General features: G+C 66.0%; 19 protein-coding genes. 14 read left to right on the top strand and 5 right to left on the bottom strand.

The window, feature by feature from the left end:
* Positions 1 to 4 precede the first annotated feature (4 nt).
* Positions 5 to 1054 (bottom strand): sensor histidine kinase, encoded by a 1050-nt coding sequence (locus F0U60_RS19600; protein WP_395822198.1) that lies wholly within the window; start codon positions 1052 to 1054, stop codon positions 5 to 7.
* 379 nt (positions 1055 to 1433) lie between these two features.
* Between F0U60_RS19600 and F0U60_RS19595 the strand changes: the two genes are divergently transcribed.
* From F0U60_RS19595 to F0U60_RS19585, 3 genes are read left to right on the top strand one after another with little or no spacing between them, the layout of a single operon-like run.
* Positions 1434 to 3518: a 3-hydroxyacyl-CoA dehydrogenase NAD-binding domain-containing protein gene (locus F0U60_RS19595; RefSeq protein WP_395822196.1), complete on the top strand. Its 2085-nt coding sequence runs from the start codon at positions 1434 to 1436 to the stop codon at positions 3516 to 3518.
* Between the two features lie 54 nt (positions 3519 to 3572).
* Positions 3573 to 4772, top strand: a complete 1200-nt coding sequence (locus tag F0U60_RS19590) for an acyl-CoA dehydrogenase family protein (protein ID WP_395822194.1) — start codon at positions 3573 to 3575, stop codon at positions 4770 to 4772.
* Positions 4773 to 4798: 26 nt separating this feature from the next.
* Positions 4799 to 5932, top strand: a complete 1134-nt coding sequence (locus tag F0U60_RS19585; RefSeq protein WP_395822192.1) for an acyl-CoA dehydrogenase family protein — start codon at positions 4799 to 4801, stop codon at positions 5930 to 5932.
* 76 nt (positions 5933 to 6008) lie between these two features.
* Here the strand turns inward: F0U60_RS19585 and F0U60_RS19580 are convergent, their stop codons facing one another.
* Positions 6009 to 7127, bottom strand: coding sequence for an IS630 family transposase (locus tag F0U60_RS19580; RefSeq protein WP_395822190.1), 1119 nt, complete (start codon positions 7125 to 7127; stop codon positions 6009 to 6011).
* A gap of 215 nt (positions 7128 to 7342) precedes the next feature.
* Between F0U60_RS19580 and F0U60_RS19575 the strand changes: the two genes are divergently transcribed.
* Positions 7343 to 8299: a RimK family alpha-L-glutamate ligase gene (locus F0U60_RS19575; protein WP_395822188.1), complete on the top strand. Its 957-nt coding sequence runs from the start codon at positions 7343 to 7345 to the stop codon at positions 8297 to 8299.
* A gap of 174 nt (positions 8300 to 8473) precedes the next feature.
* Positions 8474 to 8635 (top strand): hypothetical protein, encoded by a 162-nt coding sequence (locus F0U60_RS19570; RefSeq protein WP_395822186.1) that lies wholly within the window; start codon positions 8474 to 8476, stop codon positions 8633 to 8635.
* 151 nt (positions 8636 to 8786) lie between these two features.
* Here the strand turns inward: F0U60_RS19570 and hpt are convergent, their stop codons facing one another.
* From hpt to F0U60_RS19555, 3 genes are read right to left on the bottom strand one after another with little or no spacing between them, the layout of a single operon-like run.
* Positions 8787 to 9320: a hypoxanthine phosphoribosyltransferase gene (gene hpt, locus F0U60_RS19565; RefSeq protein WP_395822184.1), complete on the bottom strand. Its 534-nt coding sequence runs from the start codon at positions 9318 to 9320 to the stop codon at positions 8787 to 8789.
* 10 nt (positions 9321 to 9330) lie between these two features.
* Positions 9331 to 10146 carry a uracil phosphoribosyltransferase gene (locus F0U60_RS19560; protein WP_395822182.1) on the bottom strand — a complete coding sequence of 272 codons (816 nt, stop codon included), beginning with the start codon at positions 10144 to 10146 and terminating at the stop codon, positions 9331 to 9333.
* A gap of 18 nt (positions 10147 to 10164) precedes the next feature.
* The gene (locus F0U60_RS19555) at positions 10165 to 10767 is read right to left on the bottom strand and encodes a thymidine kinase (protein WP_395825314.1); all 603 of its coding nucleotides are present in this window, start codon (positions 10765 to 10767) and stop codon (positions 10165 to 10167) included.
* A 173-nt stretch (positions 10768 to 10940) separates the two neighbouring features.
* Between F0U60_RS19555 and F0U60_RS19550 the strand changes: the two genes are divergently transcribed.
* The 9 genes from F0U60_RS19550 (at position 10941) to dnaB (ending at position 17381) form a co-directional block, all read left to right on the top strand.
* Positions 10941 to 11303, top strand: a complete 363-nt coding sequence (locus tag F0U60_RS19550) for a DUF5658 family protein (protein WP_203403447.1) — start codon at positions 10941 to 10943, stop codon at positions 11301 to 11303.
* Between the two features lie 92 nt (positions 11304 to 11395).
* Complete coding sequence (gene spoVG, locus F0U60_RS19545; protein ID WP_395822180.1) at positions 11396 to 11698, top strand: septation regulator SpoVG; 303 nt, start codon at positions 11396 to 11398, stop codon at positions 11696 to 11698.
* Positions 11699 to 11765: 67 nt separating this feature from the next.
* Positions 11766 to 12716: a ribose-phosphate pyrophosphokinase gene (locus F0U60_RS19540; RefSeq protein WP_395822178.1), complete on the top strand. Its 951-nt coding sequence runs from the start codon at positions 11766 to 11768 to the stop codon at positions 12714 to 12716.
* Positions 12717 to 12905: 189 nt separating this feature from the next.
* A complete protein-coding gene (locus F0U60_RS19535) occupies positions 12906 to 13604 on the top strand; it encodes a 50S ribosomal protein L25/general stress protein Ctc (protein WP_395822176.1) in 699 nt (232 codons plus the stop codon).
* Positions 13605 to 13676: 72 nt separating this feature from the next.
* Complete coding sequence (gene pth, locus F0U60_RS19530; protein WP_395822174.1) at positions 13677 to 14255, top strand: aminoacyl-tRNA hydrolase; 579 nt, start codon at positions 13677 to 13679, stop codon at positions 14253 to 14255.
* 226 nt (positions 14256 to 14481) lie between these two features.
* Positions 14482 to 14946 (top strand): 30S ribosomal protein S6, encoded by a 465-nt coding sequence (rpsF, locus tag F0U60_RS19525; protein ID WP_395822172.1) that lies wholly within the window; start codon positions 14482 to 14484, stop codon positions 14944 to 14946.
* A 51-nt stretch (positions 14947 to 14997) separates the two neighbouring features.
* Positions 14998 to 15333: a 30S ribosomal protein S18 gene (rpsR, locus tag F0U60_RS19520; protein WP_395822170.1), complete on the top strand. Its 336-nt coding sequence runs from the start codon at positions 14998 to 15000 to the stop codon at positions 15331 to 15333.
* A gap of 33 nt (positions 15334 to 15366) precedes the next feature.
* Positions 15367 to 15813: a 50S ribosomal protein L9 gene (gene rplI / locus F0U60_RS19515; RefSeq protein WP_395822168.1), complete on the top strand. Its 447-nt coding sequence runs from the start codon at positions 15367 to 15369 to the stop codon at positions 15811 to 15813.
* A gap of 164 nt (positions 15814 to 15977) precedes the next feature.
* Entirely contained in the window at positions 15978 to 17381 is a 1404-nt protein-coding gene (gene dnaB / locus F0U60_RS19510) for a replicative DNA helicase (RefSeq protein WP_395822166.1), read from the top strand.
* Positions 17382 to 17392: the final 11 nt, after the last annotated feature.

Here is a 17392-nt window from a genome sequence, read left to right as displayed (position 1 = left end):
CTGGCTAATGAACCGAAGGTGAAGCGTCCTCCTCGAGGGAGGTCTCCCCGAATTCCTCGGCCTGCCCCTCTCGCGCACGCACGACCCGGGGCAGGCACAGTCGGAAGGTGCTGCCCCGGCCCGGCTCGCTCTCGAGTTCCAGCGTCCCGCCCTGTGCCGCTGCGGAACGGAAAGCAATGCTCAAGCCCAACCCAACGCCACCGGGTTGCCCTGGCTGCACGGGCCGGAATAGCTCCCGCTGGCGCTCGGGGCTGATACCAGGGCCGGAGTCCTCCACCTTGAACACCACCTCGTTCTCCTGCTCCTCCATCGTGACGCGCACGAAGCCTTTTTCGGTGTACTTGATGGCGTTCTGGATGAGGTTTCCGAGCGCGTCCACCAACAGGTCCCGGTCCACCGTCATGCGCGCGGACCAGTTGGTGGAGACGTCGAGCCGCAAGCCCTTGCGGCTGGCATCGTGCTCATAATCCGCGACGAGCTGGTCGATGACCTGGGCCGGGGCGAGAGACTCCGGGTGGACAGGCATCTCGTCGGGCTTGAAGCGCTCCAGCCGGAGAATGCCGTCGACCAGCCGGCTCAGCCGGTTCACCGTGCGGCGTAGCCGCTCCACGGCCCGGGTGTCCGGCGCGCGCTTCCCACCCTCTAGCTGCTGGACATACAAGCTCAGCGTGGAGAGTGGCGTGCGCAACTGGTGCGCGATGCCCGCCACGTACTCCGAGCGCTCACGGGCCACCTGCTCTCCCTGGTACTTCGCGAACCGGCGCGCCGACTCGGCGGCGAGCTCGAAGATGGCGATGGAGAAGAACGAGTACTCGTGGACGGAAACCTGCTCGTCCCGCTCTTCAAGCCAAAGGCGGACCTCCTCGATGACGTATGCGTACTCGCGCACCACCTCCTCGATGGGCTCCGCGTCGCGCACGCGCTGCTCGGGATCCAGCCGTCCAGGCTGCTCCCACAGCTTCCGGGGAGATTCAGAGGCACCTCCCTCGCGCAGCGTATCGCCGATAACCCGGAGTTGGACGGCCAGGTGATCCTTGATTGCGGCCTCCGTCATTCCATGGATCGCGGGCCCCTCCTGAAGCCATCGCGCGTACCACCGTTGTACGAGCTCGTCTGTATGGTTACAGAGCAGCTCTCCGAGTGAGGTCATTCCTCACCTTCCTATGGGGCTCCATCCCTCAGAGGAAAATGGAGATCTCGACCATTCTTGCCCACAGGGCCCCCGGTGCCCCACCGATTGGGGGGCAGCCGGGTGAGCAGTTCTACACCTGCTCTTCCACAACAAGGTTTGTGGTTGTTCTCGGGCTCGCTGCTGCTGACGACGGCGAGCGAGTGTAGCCTCCCAAACCAATAAGAAAATGTGACAACAGGAGCCGCCCCACCTGCGCTGGACAAACTTGCTAGAGAGGAGCGGCCAAAAAGGAGATAGGCGAATGTCGGGACGCTTCGAAGCGCACGGTGACGTGGGCATCCTTTGGATCGACAACCCTCCGGTGAACGCCATCAGCCAGGCCGTACGAGTGGCCATACTCGACGGGCTGAAGCAGGCGGAAGCCGATAGCGCCATCAAAGTCCTGGTCATCGCCTGCGCCGGCCGCACCTTCATGGCGGGCGCCGACATCACCGAGTTCAGCGGCCCGCCCAGGCTTCCGAGCCTGCCGGAGGTGATCGACGCACTCGACGCGTTCTCCAAGCCCGTGGTGGCGGCGATCCACGGAACGGCCTTTGGCGGCGGCTTCGAGGTCGCGCTGGCCTGCGACTATCGCGTGGCCCTGGCGAACGCCCAGGTCGGCCTGCCCGAGGTGAAGCTGGGCATCCTGCCGGGAGCTGGTGGCACCCAGCGTCTGCCGCGTCTGGTCGGCATTGAGCCGGCCCTGCAGGCCATGATCTCCGGTGACCCGATTCCGGCACCTGCCGCGCAGGAGATGGGCGCCATCGACAAGCTCGTGGTGGGCGACCTGACCGAGGCCGCTGTCGCCTTCGCGCGGGAGAAGATCGGCTCGCCGCGGCGCAGGGTCCGCGACATCACCCTCTCCCCGAACTCCCTCCCTGCCGGCTTCTTCGATACCGCACGCCAGCGCACCGCCAAGGAGAAGCGCAACCTCTTCTCCCCGCAGCGCATCATCGACGCCGTGGAGGCCGCGATCACCCTGCCCTTCGATCAAGGCATCCAGCGCGAGCAAGACCTGTTCTTCGAGTGCGCGAAGAGCAGCCAGGCCAAGGCGCTCCAGCACGTCTTCTTCGCCGAGCGTCAGGTCTCGAAGATCCCCGGCCTGCCCGCGGACGTGAAGCCGCGCTCCATCAAGTCGGTGGCCATCATTGGCGCGGGCACCATGGGCGGTGGCATCGCCATGAACTTCGCGAACGCCGGCATTCCCGTGACGCTCCTGGAGGTGAACCAGGAAGGGCTGGACCGAGGCCTGGGCGTCATCCGCAAGAACTACGAGGCCACGGCGGCCAAGGGGCGCCTGACGTCGGAGCAGGTGGAGACCCGCATGGGCCTCATCAAACCGACCCTGTCCTACGATGCGCTGGCGGACGCGGATCTCATCATCGAGGCGGTGTTCGAGACGCTGGAGATCAAGAAGAAGGTCTTCGAGACCCTGGATCGAGTCGCCAAGAAGGGCGCCATCCTGGCCTCCAACACCTCGTACCTGTCGATCGACACCATCGCCGGCTACACCTCGCGGCCGGAGGACGTGCTGGGAATGCACTTCTTCTCCCCCGCCAACGTCATGAAGCTGCTGGAGATTGTCCGAGGCGCCCGAACCGCGCCGGACGTACTGGCAACGGCGCTGGACGTCGCCAAGCGCATCAAGAAGGTGGGCGTGGTCGCCGGCAACTGCCACGGCTTCATCGGCAACCGCATGCTGGAGGGCTACGGGCGTGAGGGCAGCCTGCTGATCCTCGAGGGCGCCACGCCGCAGCAGGTGGACCAGGCGCTGGTGAAGTTCGGCATGCCCATGGGCGTGCTGCAGATGTTCGACCTGGCCGGCCTCGACATTGGCTACAAGTCTCGCAAGGACCGGGAGCCCGGCACCTTCGACGTGAAGTCCGGAGCCGTGGCGGACAAGCTGGTCGAGATGGGCCGGCTCGGCCAGAAGACCAAGGCGGGCTTCTACGACTACGAGTCGGGCCAGCGCACGCCCATCCCCTCAGACGTGGTCGCCAAGGTGATTGAGGAGACGGCCGCTCAATACGGCATCAAGCGTCGGGAGATCAGTGAGCAGGAGATCCTCGAGCGCTGCTTCCTGGCCATGGTGAACATCGGCTGCGAGGTGCTGCGCGAGGGCATCGCCTACCGGGCCAGCGACATCGACATCGTCTACCTCTACGGCTACGGCTTCCCGGCCCACCGGGGAGGCCCGATGTTCTGGGCGGAGCACGAACTGGGTCTGCCCAAGGCGCTGGAGAGGATCCGCGAGTACGCACGCCAGCATGGGCCTCGCTGGTGGACGCCATCCCCGCTGTTGGAGCGGTTGGTCGCCGAGGGCAAGGGCTTCGCCCAGGCTGTCTGAACCCTGAGCGGACTGGCATCCAACGAATCCAACGAGACACGTCCTGGAGACATCATGGATCTGAACTACACCCCCGAGGAACTCGCCTTCGCCGACGAAGTACGGCAGTGGGTACGGGCCAACCTTCCACCCGAAACGCGCGACCGGGTCCTCCAGCACCAGCACCTCAGCAAGGAGGAGCAGGTCGAGTGGCAGCGCCGGCTCCACGCGCGAGGCTGGGGAGGGCCGCGCTGGCCGAAGGAGTACGGCGGCCCCGGTTGGACCTCGGTCCAGCAACACCTCTTCGACGAGGTGCTGTCCGAGGAGGGAGCGCCCCAGGCCCTGCCCTTCGGCCTGAGCATGATTGGGCCGGTGCTGATGGCCTACGGCAGTCAGAAGCAGAAGGACTATTACCTGCCGCGCATCCTGCGGATGGACGACTGGTGGTGCCAGGGCTTCTCCGAGCCGGGCTCGGGCTCGGACCTGGCGTCGCTGAGGATGAAGGCGGAGCTCGACGGTGACGAGTGGGTGCTCAACGGGCAGAAGACGTGGACCACCCTGGGCCAGTACGCGAACATGATCTTCCTGCTGGCGCGCACGGATCCGTCGGCCAAGAAGCAGCAGGGCATCTCCATGCTGCTGGCGGACATGAGCACGCCGGGCATCACGCTCCGCCCGATCATCACCGTCGACGGTGCGCACGAGGTCAACGAGGTCTTCTTCGACAACGTGCGCGTGCCGAAGGAGAACATCGTCGGCCAACCTGGGATGGGCTGGAGCTACGCCAAGTTCCTGCTGAGCCACGAGCGCACCAACATTGCGCGGATTGGCCGCTCGAAGGCGGAGCTGACGCGGCTGAAGAAGATCGCCACGGAGGAGAAGGTCGAGGGCGTGCCGCTGATGGAGACCCCGGGCTTCCGCGAGAAGGTCGCGGCGGTGGAGATCGAGCTGATGGCGCTGGAGTTGACCAACCTGCGCATGATCGCCGCCGAGCAGTCTGGCCAGGCACCGGGGGCCGAGGCCAACATGCTGAAGATCAAGGGCTCGGAGATTCAGCAGACCCTGACCGAGCTGATGATGGAGGCCGTGGGCCCCTACGCGCTGCCGTACAACCCTGAGGCCCGAGAGTTCGGCTGGAAGAAGGGAGAGCCGATCGGTCCGGAGTACGCGGCCCCGTTGGCGCCGGACTACTTCAACTACCGCAAGGTGACGATCTACGGCGGTTCCAACGAGATCCAGCGGAACATCCTGGCCAAGGCCGTGCTCGGCCTCTGAGTCGGAGCGGAAGGAGAGAGAGTCACATGGACTTCAGTCTGAGCGACACGCAGCAGATGCTGCGAGACACGGCCGCCCGTCTCATCCGCGAACGCTACGGTTTCGAGGAGCGGGCGAAGATCCTGGCCTCGGAGGAGGGTTTCTCCCGGAAGATGTGGGCCACCTTCGCCGAGCTGGGCCTGCTGGGGGTGGAGATCCCCGAGGAGCACGGTGGCATCGGCGGCACCTTCCAGGATCTCGCGATCGTCCTGGAGGCATTCGGCCGAGGGATGGTGGTGGAGCCGTTCATCCCCACGGTCGTCCTGGGGGCGGGCCTCATCCGAGCAGCAGGCAGCGAGGCCCAGAAATCCGAGCTGCTACCCCGCGTGGCGGAGGGAGGGATGTTCCTGGCCTTCGCCCACGGAGAGCCCAAGTCGCGCTATTCGCTCACCCACGTGGAGACCACGGCGAAGCGAGACGCGAACGGCTACCGGCTCGACGGAGCCAAAGCGGTGGTGCTTGGGGGCGACTGCGCCGACAGACTGATCGTCTCGGCGCGCACGGCGGGCAAGACGAGCGACCGGGAAGGTCTGTCACTGTTCGTGGTCGAGCGCGGCGCGCCGGGCCTGAAGATCCGCGGCTACCCCACCGTCGACGGCACGCGTGCCGCGGAGGTCACGCTCGAGGGAGTGCGAGTCCCGAGCTCGGCCCTGCTAGGCCCGGAGGGTGGCGCGTTTCCATTCATCCAGCAGACGATCGATCGCGGCATCGCGGCGCTGTGCTCGGAGGCAGTGGGCAACATGCAGGCACTGAACGAGGTGACGCTCGACTACCTGAAGACGCGTACCCAGTTCGGCGTGCCGATTGGCAGCTTCCAAGTGCTGCAGCACCACATGGTGGACATGTACATCGCGCACGAGCAGGCGAAATCCATGGCGATCCTGGCCGCGGACCGCGCGGACAGCACGGACGCCCAGGCGCGAACGAAGGCGATCTCCGCCGCGAAGGTACAGATTGGCCGATCGGGCCGCTTCATTGGACAGTGGGCGATCCAGCTGCACGGAGGAATCGGCACGACGATGGAATACAACGCCGGGCACTACTTCAAGAGGCTGACGACGATCGACCGAACCTTCGGAGACGCCGATTTCCACCTGACGCGTTTTGCGACCGCGACCTAGTGGGAACAGACCCGTGGATGTCCCCTCTCCCTCTGGGAGAGGGCTAGTGGAGTGTCCGCGAAGTTTTTGGACATAGTCACAAGAGGCGGCGATCCACCCACTCGTGCATCTTGGAGCGAGTCCACGACCAGGTGAACGGGTGGGCGTAGAGGCGGTTGTATTCGGGCCAGCTGGCGTCGAGGTGCTCGATGAGCTCGTCACGGTTGGCCCAGCTTCCCCGCTGCAGGTAGTGCGCTGCGAAGGCGCGCAGCAGCAATTCGGCTTGGTTGAGCCAGGAGGCGTGAGCGGGCGTGAAGAGCACCCGGACATGAGGGTAGTTGCTGTACAGGAAGTCGAGAGTCTCCCGGGCGACGTGGCTGGAACCTCCATCCCAGATGAGGTGGATGCGGTGCGCGTCGCTGTGGTCCCCAAGCAGTTGGGGGAGCACTGCTCGCAGGCAAGCGCCGTCGTTGCGCTCCAGGCACCAGCCCCGCATCTGGCCGGTATGCACCACCAACTTCACCAGGAAGTTCACCGTGCCGTGCCGTGTGTACTCGAACTCTTGTTTCTCGATGAGCCCAGGCCTCGTCGAGCGCGAGGGATGGTTACGCTCCAGCACCTGGATGTTGGGCTTCTCGTCCAGGCACAAAACCACCTCACCTCGTGCGGCCAGCCTCTGGGCCTGCTCGTAACACCAGAGAATCTGCGCGGCCTGGTGGCGGAAGGCGTCATCAGGAGTCGGTGTCTTCCAGTACCGGGAGCGATGCGGTTGCAGGGCGGCATCCCGAAGGATGACAGCTACCGTGGAGTGTGAAATGGCGGGGGCGATACCCTTCAGGCGAGCAGCACGCGCCAGACTACGCGTGGACCAGTGGGTCATGTGCAGCCCTACTCCAGCCGGCTCACTGCACGCCAGGCGCTCTACCTCGACTCGCTGGAGGGGGGAAAGCTCCCGCGGTCGCCCGGGGCGGTAGGAGTCCTTCACTACATCCACGCCGAGAGCTTCGAAGCGACGACACAGTGCCCAGATGGTCCTGCGGTCCTGGCCGAGTCGGTCGGCCAACTCCGAGACGATGGTGGCTGGGTCAGCCATCTCCAGCAGGATGCGCGCCCGCCGGGCGATGCGTTGCTCGGTACGTCCGTCTCGCACCAGTTGCTCGAGGTACGTCACCTCTTCGGGCGAGAGGTGGATGAGTCGTGGGGGGCGTCTCCTCATCCACCGGAGTTATTCAGCCCCCCGCGACTATGTCCAAAAACTTCGCGGACACTCCACTAGGGTGAGGGTATTTCCACCCTGTGCTGCTCAATGGAAATGGGGATAAGGGACGCAACACGGGGTGACATACCCTCACCCCCCGCCCTCTCCCAGAGGGAGAGGGAGCATGCGCACCAAAAGATTCACCGGACACCTCACCAGGAGAGCCACGCCCCATGACGACCCTACCGAGTGCCCGGCCCGTGCTCATCGTGGGCTCCCGCGAGGACGCACACGTGTCGGAGATAGCGCGTCGGGTCGAGCAAGAAGGGGTGAAGACGCTGGTCGTGGACACCCTCACCTTCCCGGAGGAGACGCGGCTAGCGCTCACGGATGACCTCGGGGGCATCACCCTGGATGGCCGCCGGCTCGAGCGACCCGGAGCCATCTACCTGCGCAGCTATCACTCGCACCCGCTCGCTTTCGGGGTGGATGCAAGCGAGGCGATGGACGACGACTGGCGCACCACGCTCGTGGCCTTCCGCGAGAAGATGACCCTGTTGCGAGGGTTGGTGGGCCGTTGGGAGGCGATGGGCGTGCCGCTCTACAACCCGCTGTCGGTGGACTGGCGCACGCCCAAGCCGGTGCAACTGTCACTGCTGGCCAACGCAGGGCTTCCGGTGCCCGAGACGCTCTGGACGAACGACCCGGAGGCGGTGCGCCGATTCGCCGCGGGGCGGCGCGTGGCCTTCAAGCCCGTCGAGGGCGGCGCGGCCACGCGGGAGCTAGGGCCCGAGGATCTCACGGACGCACGGCTCGCCGCGCTGGAGACCGCTCCCGTGACCTTCCAGGAGCTCATGCCCGGCGAGGACGTGCGCGTCTACGTGCTCGACGGAGAGATCGTCGCCAGCCTGCGCATTCTCTCCAAGGCGCTCGACTTCCGGCAGAACGAGGAGCGCATCGAGACCTTCGAGCTCCCCCCCGAGGTGGCGCGCCAGTGCCTGCGGGCCACGGAGGTGGTGGGCTTGCGCTGGACGGGGATGGACCTCAAGCGCGACGTGAGGGGCACCCTGCGCTTCCTCGAGCTCAACGCCTCGCCCATGTTCCTCGGCTTCGATGCACGCGCGGGCACGGATCTACTCGGCCACCTCGCCCGAGCGCTCGCCAAGGCTGCACGCTCGCCCATTCCCTGAAGCCACCGGCCACCTGGCGATCGGTGTGCCGAAGGGCGAGCCGCCGACCGGGCAAAGGCCTCATGGCCATCACGGAGTGGGCTCACTCCGGCAGCCGTTCTTCCGGATGCAGGCTCCCTCGAGCCTGAGATCCCGCGGGATAGGCCTGCGGGTCACCCGATCCAGGAGCACGACATGGCGCAGGAGAAGGAGAAAAAGGCCAAGAAGATCAAGGAGCTGTTCGTGCAGGACCTCGCGCGCATCGAAGGTGGCAACGGAGCGACGAAGGATCCGAAGTGCCCGGAGTTCACCACCCTCGCTTGCGGCGAAGAGCCCGGGGGATGCTCCCCTTGCTGAGCAGTCTCGTTTGAACCCGAGCAGAGACGGTGGGGTCTACCCCACCGCCCTGCCCACCGCTCCGGGCTCACGGCAGCTGCGAGCCACCGGGTGCGCGGGGTGGCCAGGCCGGAGACCTACCGGGCGTGCGAAGCACGAAGGCTGCGCGGGACTACTTCCCCTTCATCACGCCGATGAAGGGCAGGTTGCGATAGCGCTCGGCGTAGTCGAGCCCGTAGCCCACGACGAAGACGTCGTCGATGACGAAGCCCTTGTAGTCGATGGGAATCTGGGCGCGCGCGCGAGACGGCTTCTCCAGCAGCGTGCACACCTTGAGCGAGGCCGGGTGCCGAGCCCTGAGGTTCTCCAGCAGGAAGCTCATGGTGAGGCCGGTGTCGATGATGTCCTCGATGACGAGCAGGTGCTTGCCCGCCATGGGCTTGCTCACGTCGGTGGTGATGCGCACCTCGCCGGTCGTCTCGGTGCCGCCCTGGTACGAGGACACCCCGAGGAACTCGATCGTCAGCGGCAGGTCCACGTAGCGCGCCAGGTCCATGGCGAAGAACGCCGAGCCCTTGAGCACGCAGATGAGCGTCAGGTCCTTGCCCTGATAGTCGCGGGTGATTTGCGCCCCCAGCTCGCGCACGCGCGCCTGGAGCTTCTGCTCATCGATGTGGATGCCGACGTCCTGCTCGAAGAAAGCCACGGTCCTACCTCTACACGTACGCGTTGTTCATGATCTCCCCGAAGCCGCCGCCACCGGGGACGATGTATTGCCGGTCATCCAGCCCCCGCTCCTTCTCCCACAGCTCGCCGGGCACCGTGCCGAACACCTCCGGCGGTGACAGCCCGCGGTCCAGGCGCAGCGCGTACACCACCACATCCGGATGCTCGCGGGAAATCCTCCGCAGGAACTCGGGGGTGACGATCAGGTTGAGGCTGAGGATGCGCCGGGGCGTGCCATGCACCTTGTCCTTGTACATGGACACCGCGGTGCACAGGCTGCCTCCGGTGGCGCCCATCGGATCCGGGAAGAGGACGAACGCATCGTCAATGTCCCCGCCAATCTTGGCCCCTCCGATGTTCGACCCCACCACCGTCTCCTTGGCGTCGATCATCCGGCTCATGATGATGTGATCCTGGCGCACCAGCACCGGATCCACCGTGGTGTTGAGCAGATCATACGCCACCTGGGAGGGCAGCGTGCCGGCTCGGGCGATATTCACCGTCACCGCGCGCACGGCGGGGTCGATGACCTCGCCCTGGTACATGCCCTGCGGCGTGTGATCGATCATCCGCGTGGGCATGGCCACCATCTTGCGCGGGAACTCCGCGTTGATGACCGTCTTCACCAGGTCCGAGTAGAGCAGCGCCACCAGCCGGTTGATCTCCGGCTGTACCGTCCCCTTCGAGCACAGTTTCGCCAGCTGCGAGAGCAGGAACGGATTGCCCACCAGGTGCACGTTGGGGCCATACCGGTGAGGCATCTCGCTCAACTGGAAGGGGACGTTGGCGTAGAGGGTGTCGCGCATGGCAGGGCCTCCGGAGGTTCAGTCCTTGAACAAATCGAGCGTCTGGGGAGGCGTGGCCTCGGTGGGCTCGGCCCGGTGGCACTTGCGGCAGCGAGCCTCATAGGCTCCAGCGGCGCCCACCACCACGCGCTCCCCGCGATCCACCAGCCGCTGCGAGCGGTTGGCCGGATTCCCACACACCACGCAGATGGCCAGTTGCTTCGTCACATACTCGGCGATGGCCAGCAGTTGCGGCATCGGCTCGAAGGGGCGCCCCTGGTAGTCCTGGTCCAGTCCCGCGACGACGACGCGCAGCCCCCGATTCGCCAGGGCCTCACAAACCGAGACCACCTCGGGCCCGAAGAACTGGACCTCGTCGATACCCACCACTTGGGTCCGCGGAGCCAGGTGAAGGAAAATTTCTTCAGCCCGTTCAATCGGAATGGAGGTCAATTTCAACTGGGAGTGGCTGACGACCTGGGTCTCGTCGTAGCGGTTGTCCAGTTTCGGCTTGAAGACCTGGACCACTTGTTTGCCGTATACGGCACGCTTGATGCGGCGAATCAACTCCTCGGTCTTGCCGGAGTACATCGAGCCGCAGATGACCTCTATCCACCCGATATCTGTGGGAAATTGATGCACGAGGAGGACTCGCTCGGGGGCCTGTGCGGGATCGCGAGACTCCTGTGTCACGCCCCTCCTAGCCCGTCAACTTTCAAGATCCCACCACTCCGGGCGGCGCCCGCCAGCCCCCATCCCACCGTGTTGGCAAGCATCTTGAAGAACCCCGCCCGAATTCCAACGGGGAGGTTCGGGTGGCGGCGACGACGCAGGCGACACGTTGGGCAGGTATTGAGGGAGCTTCGTTCCACATCAGCCCGGCAGCGGCGCTGCTGCTGGTGCTCAACCTGCTGGACGGACTCTTTACCCTCACCTTTTTACAACTGGATGTGGCCGAGGAGCTCAACCCGCTCATGCGGATGGCCTACGAGCACTCGCCCCTGGCCTTCATGGCCTCCAAGCTCGCCATCGTGAGCTTGGGGCTGACGCTGCTGTGCTTGCACCGCTCCATGCGGATCAGCCAGCGGGCAATCCAGGCTGGGGCTGCGCTCTACACTGTCATTGATATCTACCACCTGGCCTTCCTGGCCCACATGTGTTTCCGAAGCGTCGGTTGACGTACAACAAGCCCGGATAGACTTGATTTTCCGGGTCGGTCTGTCTCAGGCTCCCCCGCTAGCTCGGACCCCTAGAGGTCCGGGGGGGGACCATGAACATCACCGACGTCAAGGTGTATCCGGTCGACGAGGATAAGCTGAAGGCCTACGTGACCATCACCTTGGATCACTGCTTTGTCATCCGGGATCTCAAAGTCATTCACGGAGCGTCCGGCCTGTTTATCGCCATGCCGGCCAAGCGCCGGAAGGACGGGACGTACAAGGACATTGCACACCCGCTCAATGCCGACACGCGCAACCAGATGGAGCGAACCATCCTTCTGGAATATGAGCGGCACCAACAAACGGGGGCCGGGGGCTCAAGCCCCTTTCTAGCCGCCGCCGAGCACGACTGAGCACGGGGCCGAACGAGCCGGAGGAAGGGACTTCCCTTCCGTCGCGGGGCGCGTTAGTAGCGCGCCCATGCAGCCTCGCGACTTCAAGGTGTTCACCGGGAGCTCCAATCCAGGTCTGGCCCATCGCATCTGCGATTACCTCAAGCGTCCCTTGGGGAAGGCCTCCGTGGGCCGTTTCTCCGACGGGGAGATCCACGTGGAGATCGGCGAGAACGTGCGCGGACTGGACGTCTTCATCGTCCAGTCCACGTGCCCTCCGGCCAATGATCACCTGATGGAGCTGCTGATCATGTGCGACGCGCTCAAGCGCGCGAGCGCTGGCTCGATCAACGCGGTCATGCCCTACTACGGGTACGCCCGGCAGGATCGCAAGGTAGCGCCGCGTACGCCCATCACCGCCAAGCTGATCGCGGACATGCTCGAGGTGGCGGGTGCCACGCGCGTGGTGTCCATGGACATGCACGCGGGGCAGATCCAGGGCTTCTTCAACATCCCCTCGGATCACCTCTACGCCTCGCCGGTGTTCCTGGACGACCTGCGCAAGAAGTTCCCTGACTCGCAGGACCTGGTCATCGTGTCGCCGGACGCGGGCGGCGTAGAGCGGGCGCGCGCCTACTCCAAGCGGCTCAACTGCGGCCTGGCCATCATCGACAAGCGCCGGCCGCGGCCCAACTCCTCCGAGGTGATGAACCTCATCGGAGATGTGAGCGGCAAGGACGCGGTACTGGTGGACGACATGGTGGACACCGCGGGCACGCTCACCCAGGCGGCCGCCGCGCTGAAGGAGCGGGGCGCGCGCCGAGTGGTGGCCTATGCCGTCCACCCCATCCTCTCCGGACCCGCCATCCAGCGCATCCAGGACTCGACGCTCGAGGAGCTCGTCTTCACGGACACGGTGCCGCTGTCGCCCGCCGCCCTGGCCACTGGCAAGGTGCGCGTGCTCACCACCGAGCGCCTCTTCGGAGAGGCCATCGCGCGCATCCACCGCGCCGACTCGCTCAGCTCCCTCTTCGTCTGACGAAGAAGGGCTCCCCTGCCCGCCGGGCGGCTTGACTCTGGCCGCCCGCGCTGGCATGTCGCACCCACACCACGCCGGCCCTTCTTTCCGCAAGGCGCCGTCTCGGGGCCCGCCACGGGGGCGGGATGCCAGAGGCGCCGGGGTTCGTTCTGGCGAGGTCACATCGCAGTCCCCACACCGAGGAAATCCATGTCCATCGACAAGAGCACGCTCGAGGTCAAGCCGCGCGAGGGCTCCGGCAAGGGCGCCGCCCGCCGTCTGCGCAGCCAGGGTCTGGTGCCCGCCGTCGTGTACGGCAAGCACCTGGAGAAGCCGCTGTCCGTGGCGGTTGACCCGAAGTCCGTGCGCCAGGCCATCAACACCCCGCACAAGTTCAACACCCTCATCACCCTGAAGGGTGCGGGCGCCGGCGAGCAGCAGGTCCTCTTCAAGGACTACCAGCAGGATCCGGTCACCCGTGAGATCCTCCACGTGGACTTCATCGCCGTGCGCGAGGATGACCAGGTGAAGGTGAACGTGCCTCTGATCCTCACCGGCAAGGCCGAGGGTGTGGCCGAGGGCGGTCTGCTCACCCAGGCCCGCCGCGAGATCGAGGTCTTCGCCAAGCCGCGCGCCATCCCCGAGAAGATTGAGGTGGACGTGACGGCGCTGAAGATCGCCCAGGCGCTCCACATCAACGATGTGAAGCTGCCCGAGGGTGTGATCGTGAAGACCAACGTCAACTACACCATCGCCGTGATCTCCGCGCCCGAGGGTGCGGCTGAGGCGGCTCCCGCGGCGGCTGCTGCTGCGGCTCCCGCGGCGGCGGCGGCCAAGCCCGCGGCCGGCGCTGCGGCCAAGCCCGCGGCCGGCGCTGCGGCCAAGCCCGCGGCTGGCGCGAAGAAGTAGTCTCGTCTTCCTGCCGTACACGCGGGGTCAGCCTGAAGGGGCTGGCCCCGTCTGTTTTTCGGAGTCTCTGCCATGAAGCTCATCTGTGGACTGGGCAATCCCGGGCGTGAGTACGAGCGCCACCGGCACAACATCGGTTTCATGGTGGTGGACGCGCTGCTGTCGCGCGTGCGCGCCGAGCTCAACCAGGAGAAGTTCCAGGCCCGGGTGGGTCAGGGCACCCTGGGCGGCGAGAAGGTCCTCTTCCTGGAGCCGCAGACGTACATGAACCTGTCCGGCCGCTCGCTGGCCGAGGCGGCGCGCTTCTACAAGATCGCCGTGGAGGACATCCTCGTCATCCACGACGAGTTGGATATGCCCTTCGGTCGGCTACAGCTCAAGGCGGGAGGCGGCAGCGGGGGCCACAACGGGCTGAAGAGCAGCGTCTCCTCCCTGGGAGCGGACGGCTTCATCCGCCTGCGCTTCGGCATTGGTAAGCCCCAGGGCCCCAACGCCAAGGACCGGGTGGCCGGTTACGTGCTGTCGAATTTCGACGATGGCGAGCGCCGGCAGCTCGACGAGCTGATCGCCCTGGCGGCGGACGCGGCCGAGACGTGGGTGCGCGACGGGCTGGCGACAGCCATGAACCGGTACAACAAGCGGGCGCCTTGACTCAGGGTCGGGCCCCCCGTAGAAGGCCCCTTCCCCGCCTCCCGGAAGCCTCGGCGAGGTTGGACTGTTCTTTTTCATCATCCCGGGTGCGTGCACTCGGGACGAAGCGCGAGGGAGACGGGCGCGCGGTTTTCCCGTTCCCGGCGGACGATCCCCCTTGGACCGTCTGACCGTTTCCCCGCTCCTCGGGTAACCGGGGGGCACTCAACCCCAAGGGGAGAGAAACATGGCTGAGACGCAGGCCGCCACGCGGCTTCGTGAGTACGAGACCATCTTCCTGGTCAAGCCTGACCTCACCGACGACAACGTGGACAAGCTCAAGGAGCGCGTCCGCGGCATCGTCAACCGTGAGGGTGGCAAGGTCATCCGCTTTACGGTGTGGGGCAAGAAGAAGACGCTGTACCCCATCGCCAAGCAGCCCCGCGCCATCTACATCCACGCCAACTTCCTGGGTAACACCAAGCTGGTGGCCGAGATCGAGCGCAACCTCCGCATCTACGACGAGGTGACGCGCTACCTGTCCGTGAAGCTCGCGGACGAGGTGGATCCCGAGACCCGTCCGGTGCTCGAGGACCTGAAGCTGGCCGGCGACGTCGAGGAGACCCGCCCGGGTGCGGCGCCCAGCGCTGAGCGCGTCGACTCCGCGGACGAGGCTCCTGAGGCGGATGAGGAGGCCACCGAGGAGGCCTAGTGCCATCCCGGTCGTCTTCCACGGACCCATTCCAGAGACGAGAGAATACTCATGATCGGCAATGATAGGAACGCTCCGCGTGGCGGGGACAGGGACAGGGACAGGGGTGACAGGGACGGTGGCCGCGGCGGCGGCGCGGGTGGTGATGACGAGAAGCGTGGTGGCCGTGGCTTTGGCCGCAAGAAGGTCTGCCGCTTCTGCGCTGAGAAGAACGCCAAGGTGGACTTCAAGGATCAGTCGACCCTGAAGTACTTCGTCACCGAGCGCGGCAAGATCATCCCCCGCCGCATCTCCGGCAACTGCGCCAAGCACCAGCGTGAGATCGCCACCGCGATCAAGCGCGCTCGCGGTCTGGCGCTGCTCCCCTACAACGCGATGGTCGGCTAATCGCCCGGCCCCTCGAACGAACGGAGACATCACATGAAGGTCATTCTTCGTGAGGACGTCGCGAACCTGGGCAAGTCCGGGGAGCTCGTGACGGTGAAGGACGGCTTCGGCCGCAACTACCTGCTGCCGCGCAAGCTCGCGGTGCTGGCCACCGAGCAGAACGTGCGCCAGCTCGAGCACGAGCGCGCTGTCATCTCGGCGCGCAACGCCAAGCTGAAGGGCGCCGCCGAGGAGCAGGCCAAGAAGCTGGGCGCGGTGAAGGTCACCATCCGCCGCAAGGTGGGTGAGCAGGACAAGCTGTACGGCTCCGTCACCGTGCTGGACATCGCCGAGGCGCTCGCCGCCCAGGGTCAGCAGGTGGATCGCCGCCAGCTGCACCTGGCCGAGCCCATCAAGGCCACGGGTCAGTACGAGGTGGAGCTGCGGCTGCACCGCGACGTGGCGGCGAAGATCAAGGTCGAGGTCGCGGCGGAGGCCTGAGCCCTCCCCCCGCGGTTGAAGCACCAGGGCCGTCCGGGATTCAACACCCGGGCGGCCTTTCCTTTTGCGGGAGGGAGCCGGTCCAGGAGCCTTGGCCTGTCAGAGGCTGCTGCCAAGGTGCTCGCTACAGACCTGTAGCGACGCGGTATACTGGCCGGGCATCCATGGACAACATCCTCGATATTCGGACCGGTGGCAGGAAATCCCACGAGGACCTCGCCGCGGAGCGCGCGGTGCTGGGCGCGGTGCTCGCGGACAACACGATCGTCGCCAGCATCGCGGAAGTGGTGCACCCGGATGACTTCGCCAGTCCGGCGCACTCGCAGATCTTCGCCGCGATGCTCAAGCTGGACGGCTCTTCGCGGCAGGTGGACCACCTGACGCTGGCCGAGGAGCTGAAGGTGCTCGGGCAACTGGCGGGAGTGGGCGGCCCGGCCTACCTGATGAGCCTGGACCAGATGGTGCCCGTGCCGGGCAACGTCATCCAGTACGCGAAGATCGTCAAGGACCAGGCCATCCGGCGGAGGCTGGCCGGCGTGGGGCGGGAGATCCAGGAGCTCGCGAGCCAGGAGACGGGCGAGCTGGACGTGCTGCTGGACGAGGCCGAGCGCAAGGTCTTCAACCTGGCGGAGAAGAAGCGCGAGGGAGATCTGCGGCCCGTCAGCGAGCTGATGGAGCACACGCTGGACCTCCTGGACAAGATGAAGACCGCGACGACGGGCATCACCGGCCTGTCGACGGGTTACGTCGACCTGGACAACCAGCTCACGGGACTGCACGGCGGCGAGCTCATCATCCTCGCGGCGCGCCCCGGCTGCGGAAAGACGTCCTTCGCGATGAACATCGCGACGCACGTGGGTCTCGCGGATGAGCCCAAGGCGGCGGCCATCTTCAGCCTGGAAATGCCCGCGGATCAGCTGCTCATGCGTCTGCTGGCCTCGAGCGCGCGCGTGGACATGAAGAAGCTGCGCGGTGGCCGGCTCACCCCGCATGACGAGGAGAAGTTCCAGGAGATGGCGGGCAAGCTCTACAACGCCCCCATCTACATCGACGACTCCGGTGGTCTGTCCCCGTTCGACCTGCGCGCCAAGGCGCGGCGGCTCAAGCAGAGAGATCCGCGGCTGTCGCTGATCGTCATCGACTACCTCCAGCTGATGCACCAGAAGGGCAAGGTGGAGAGCCGCCAGCTGGAAATCGCGGAGATCTCTCGCGCGCTCAAGCAGCTGGCCAAGGAGCTGGAGGTGCCCATCATCGCGCTCTCGCAGCTCAGCCGTAAGGTGGAGGAGCGCAAGGGCGGCAAGCCGATGCTCTCGGACCTGCGTGAGTCGGGCGCCATCGAGCAGGACGCCGACGTGGTGATGTTCATCCACCGCGAGGACCAGACCGAGGGTGAGGGCGGCGGCGGTGGAGGAGGCGGCGGTGGAGGAGGCGGCGGTGGGGGCGGAGGAACCACGGCGATCCCCGTGCAGCTCGTCATCGCCAAGCAGCGTAACGGCCCCATCGGAGACATCGACCTGGTCTTCCTCGCCGAGTACACGCGCTTCGAGAGCCGGGCCCGTATGGAGTAGACCGCGTGCGG

This window comes from Archangium minus, assembly GCF_044360475.1.
In the GTDB taxonomy this organism is placed as follows: domain Bacteria; phylum Myxococcota; class Myxococcia; order Myxococcales; family Myxococcaceae; genus Archangium; species Archangium minus.
Note: the sequence above shows the minus strand (reverse complement) of the source record. Positions and strands in the feature narration are given on the sequence as shown.

Coding starts and splice junctions, on each gene's coding strand:
- F0U60_RS19535 (WP_395822176.1), top strand. CDS start 12,906: ATGTCCATCGACAAGAGCACGCTCGAGGTCAAGCCGCGCGAGGGCTCC.
- F0U60_RS19560 (WP_395822182.1), bottom strand. CDS start 10,146: ATGCGCGACACCCTCTACGCCAACGTCCCCTTCCAGTTGAGCGAGATG.
- rplI (WP_395822168.1), top strand. CDS start 15,367: ATGAAGGTCATTCTTCGTGAGGACGTCGCGAACCTGGGCAAGTCCGGG.
- spoVG (WP_395822180.1), top strand. CDS start 11,396: ATGAACATCACCGACGTCAAGGTGTATCCGGTCGACGAGGATAAGCTG.
- F0U60_RS19590 (WP_395822194.1), top strand. CDS start 3,573: ATGGATCTGAACTACACCCCCGAGGAACTCGCCTTCGCCGACGAAGTA.
- rpsF (WP_395822172.1), top strand. CDS start 14,482: ATGGCTGAGACGCAGGCCGCCACGCGGCTTCGTGAGTACGAGACCATC.
- pth (WP_395822174.1), top strand. CDS start 13,677: ATGAAGCTCATCTGTGGACTGGGCAATCCCGGGCGTGAGTACGAGCGC.
- F0U60_RS19540 (WP_395822178.1), top strand. CDS start 11,766: ATGCAGCCTCGCGACTTCAAGGTGTTCACCGGGAGCTCCAATCCAGGT.
- F0U60_RS19595 (WP_395822196.1), top strand. CDS start 1,434: ATGTCGGGACGCTTCGAAGCGCACGGTGACGTGGGCATCCTTTGGATC.
- F0U60_RS19580 (WP_395822190.1), bottom strand. CDS start 7,127: ATGAGGAGACGCCCCCCACGACTCATCCACCTCTCGCCCGAAGAGGTG.
- F0U60_RS19585 (WP_395822192.1), top strand. CDS start 4,799: ATGGACTTCAGTCTGAGCGACACGCAGCAGATGCTGCGAGACACGGCC.
- dnaB (WP_395822166.1), top strand. CDS start 15,978: ATGGACAACATCCTCGATATTCGGACCGGTGGCAGGAAATCCCACGAG.
- F0U60_RS19575 (WP_395822188.1), top strand. CDS start 7,343: ATGACGACCCTACCGAGTGCCCGGCCCGTGCTCATCGTGGGCTCCCGC.
- F0U60_RS19570 (WP_395822186.1), top strand. CDS start 8,474: ATGGCGCAGGAGAAGGAGAAAAAGGCCAAGAAGATCAAGGAGCTGTTC.
- rpsR (WP_395822170.1), top strand. CDS start 14,998: ATGATCGGCAATGATAGGAACGCTCCGCGTGGCGGGGACAGGGACAGG.
- F0U60_RS19600 (WP_395822198.1), bottom strand. CDS start 1,054: ATGACGGAGGCCGCAATCAAGGATCACCTGGCCGTCCAACTCCGGGTT.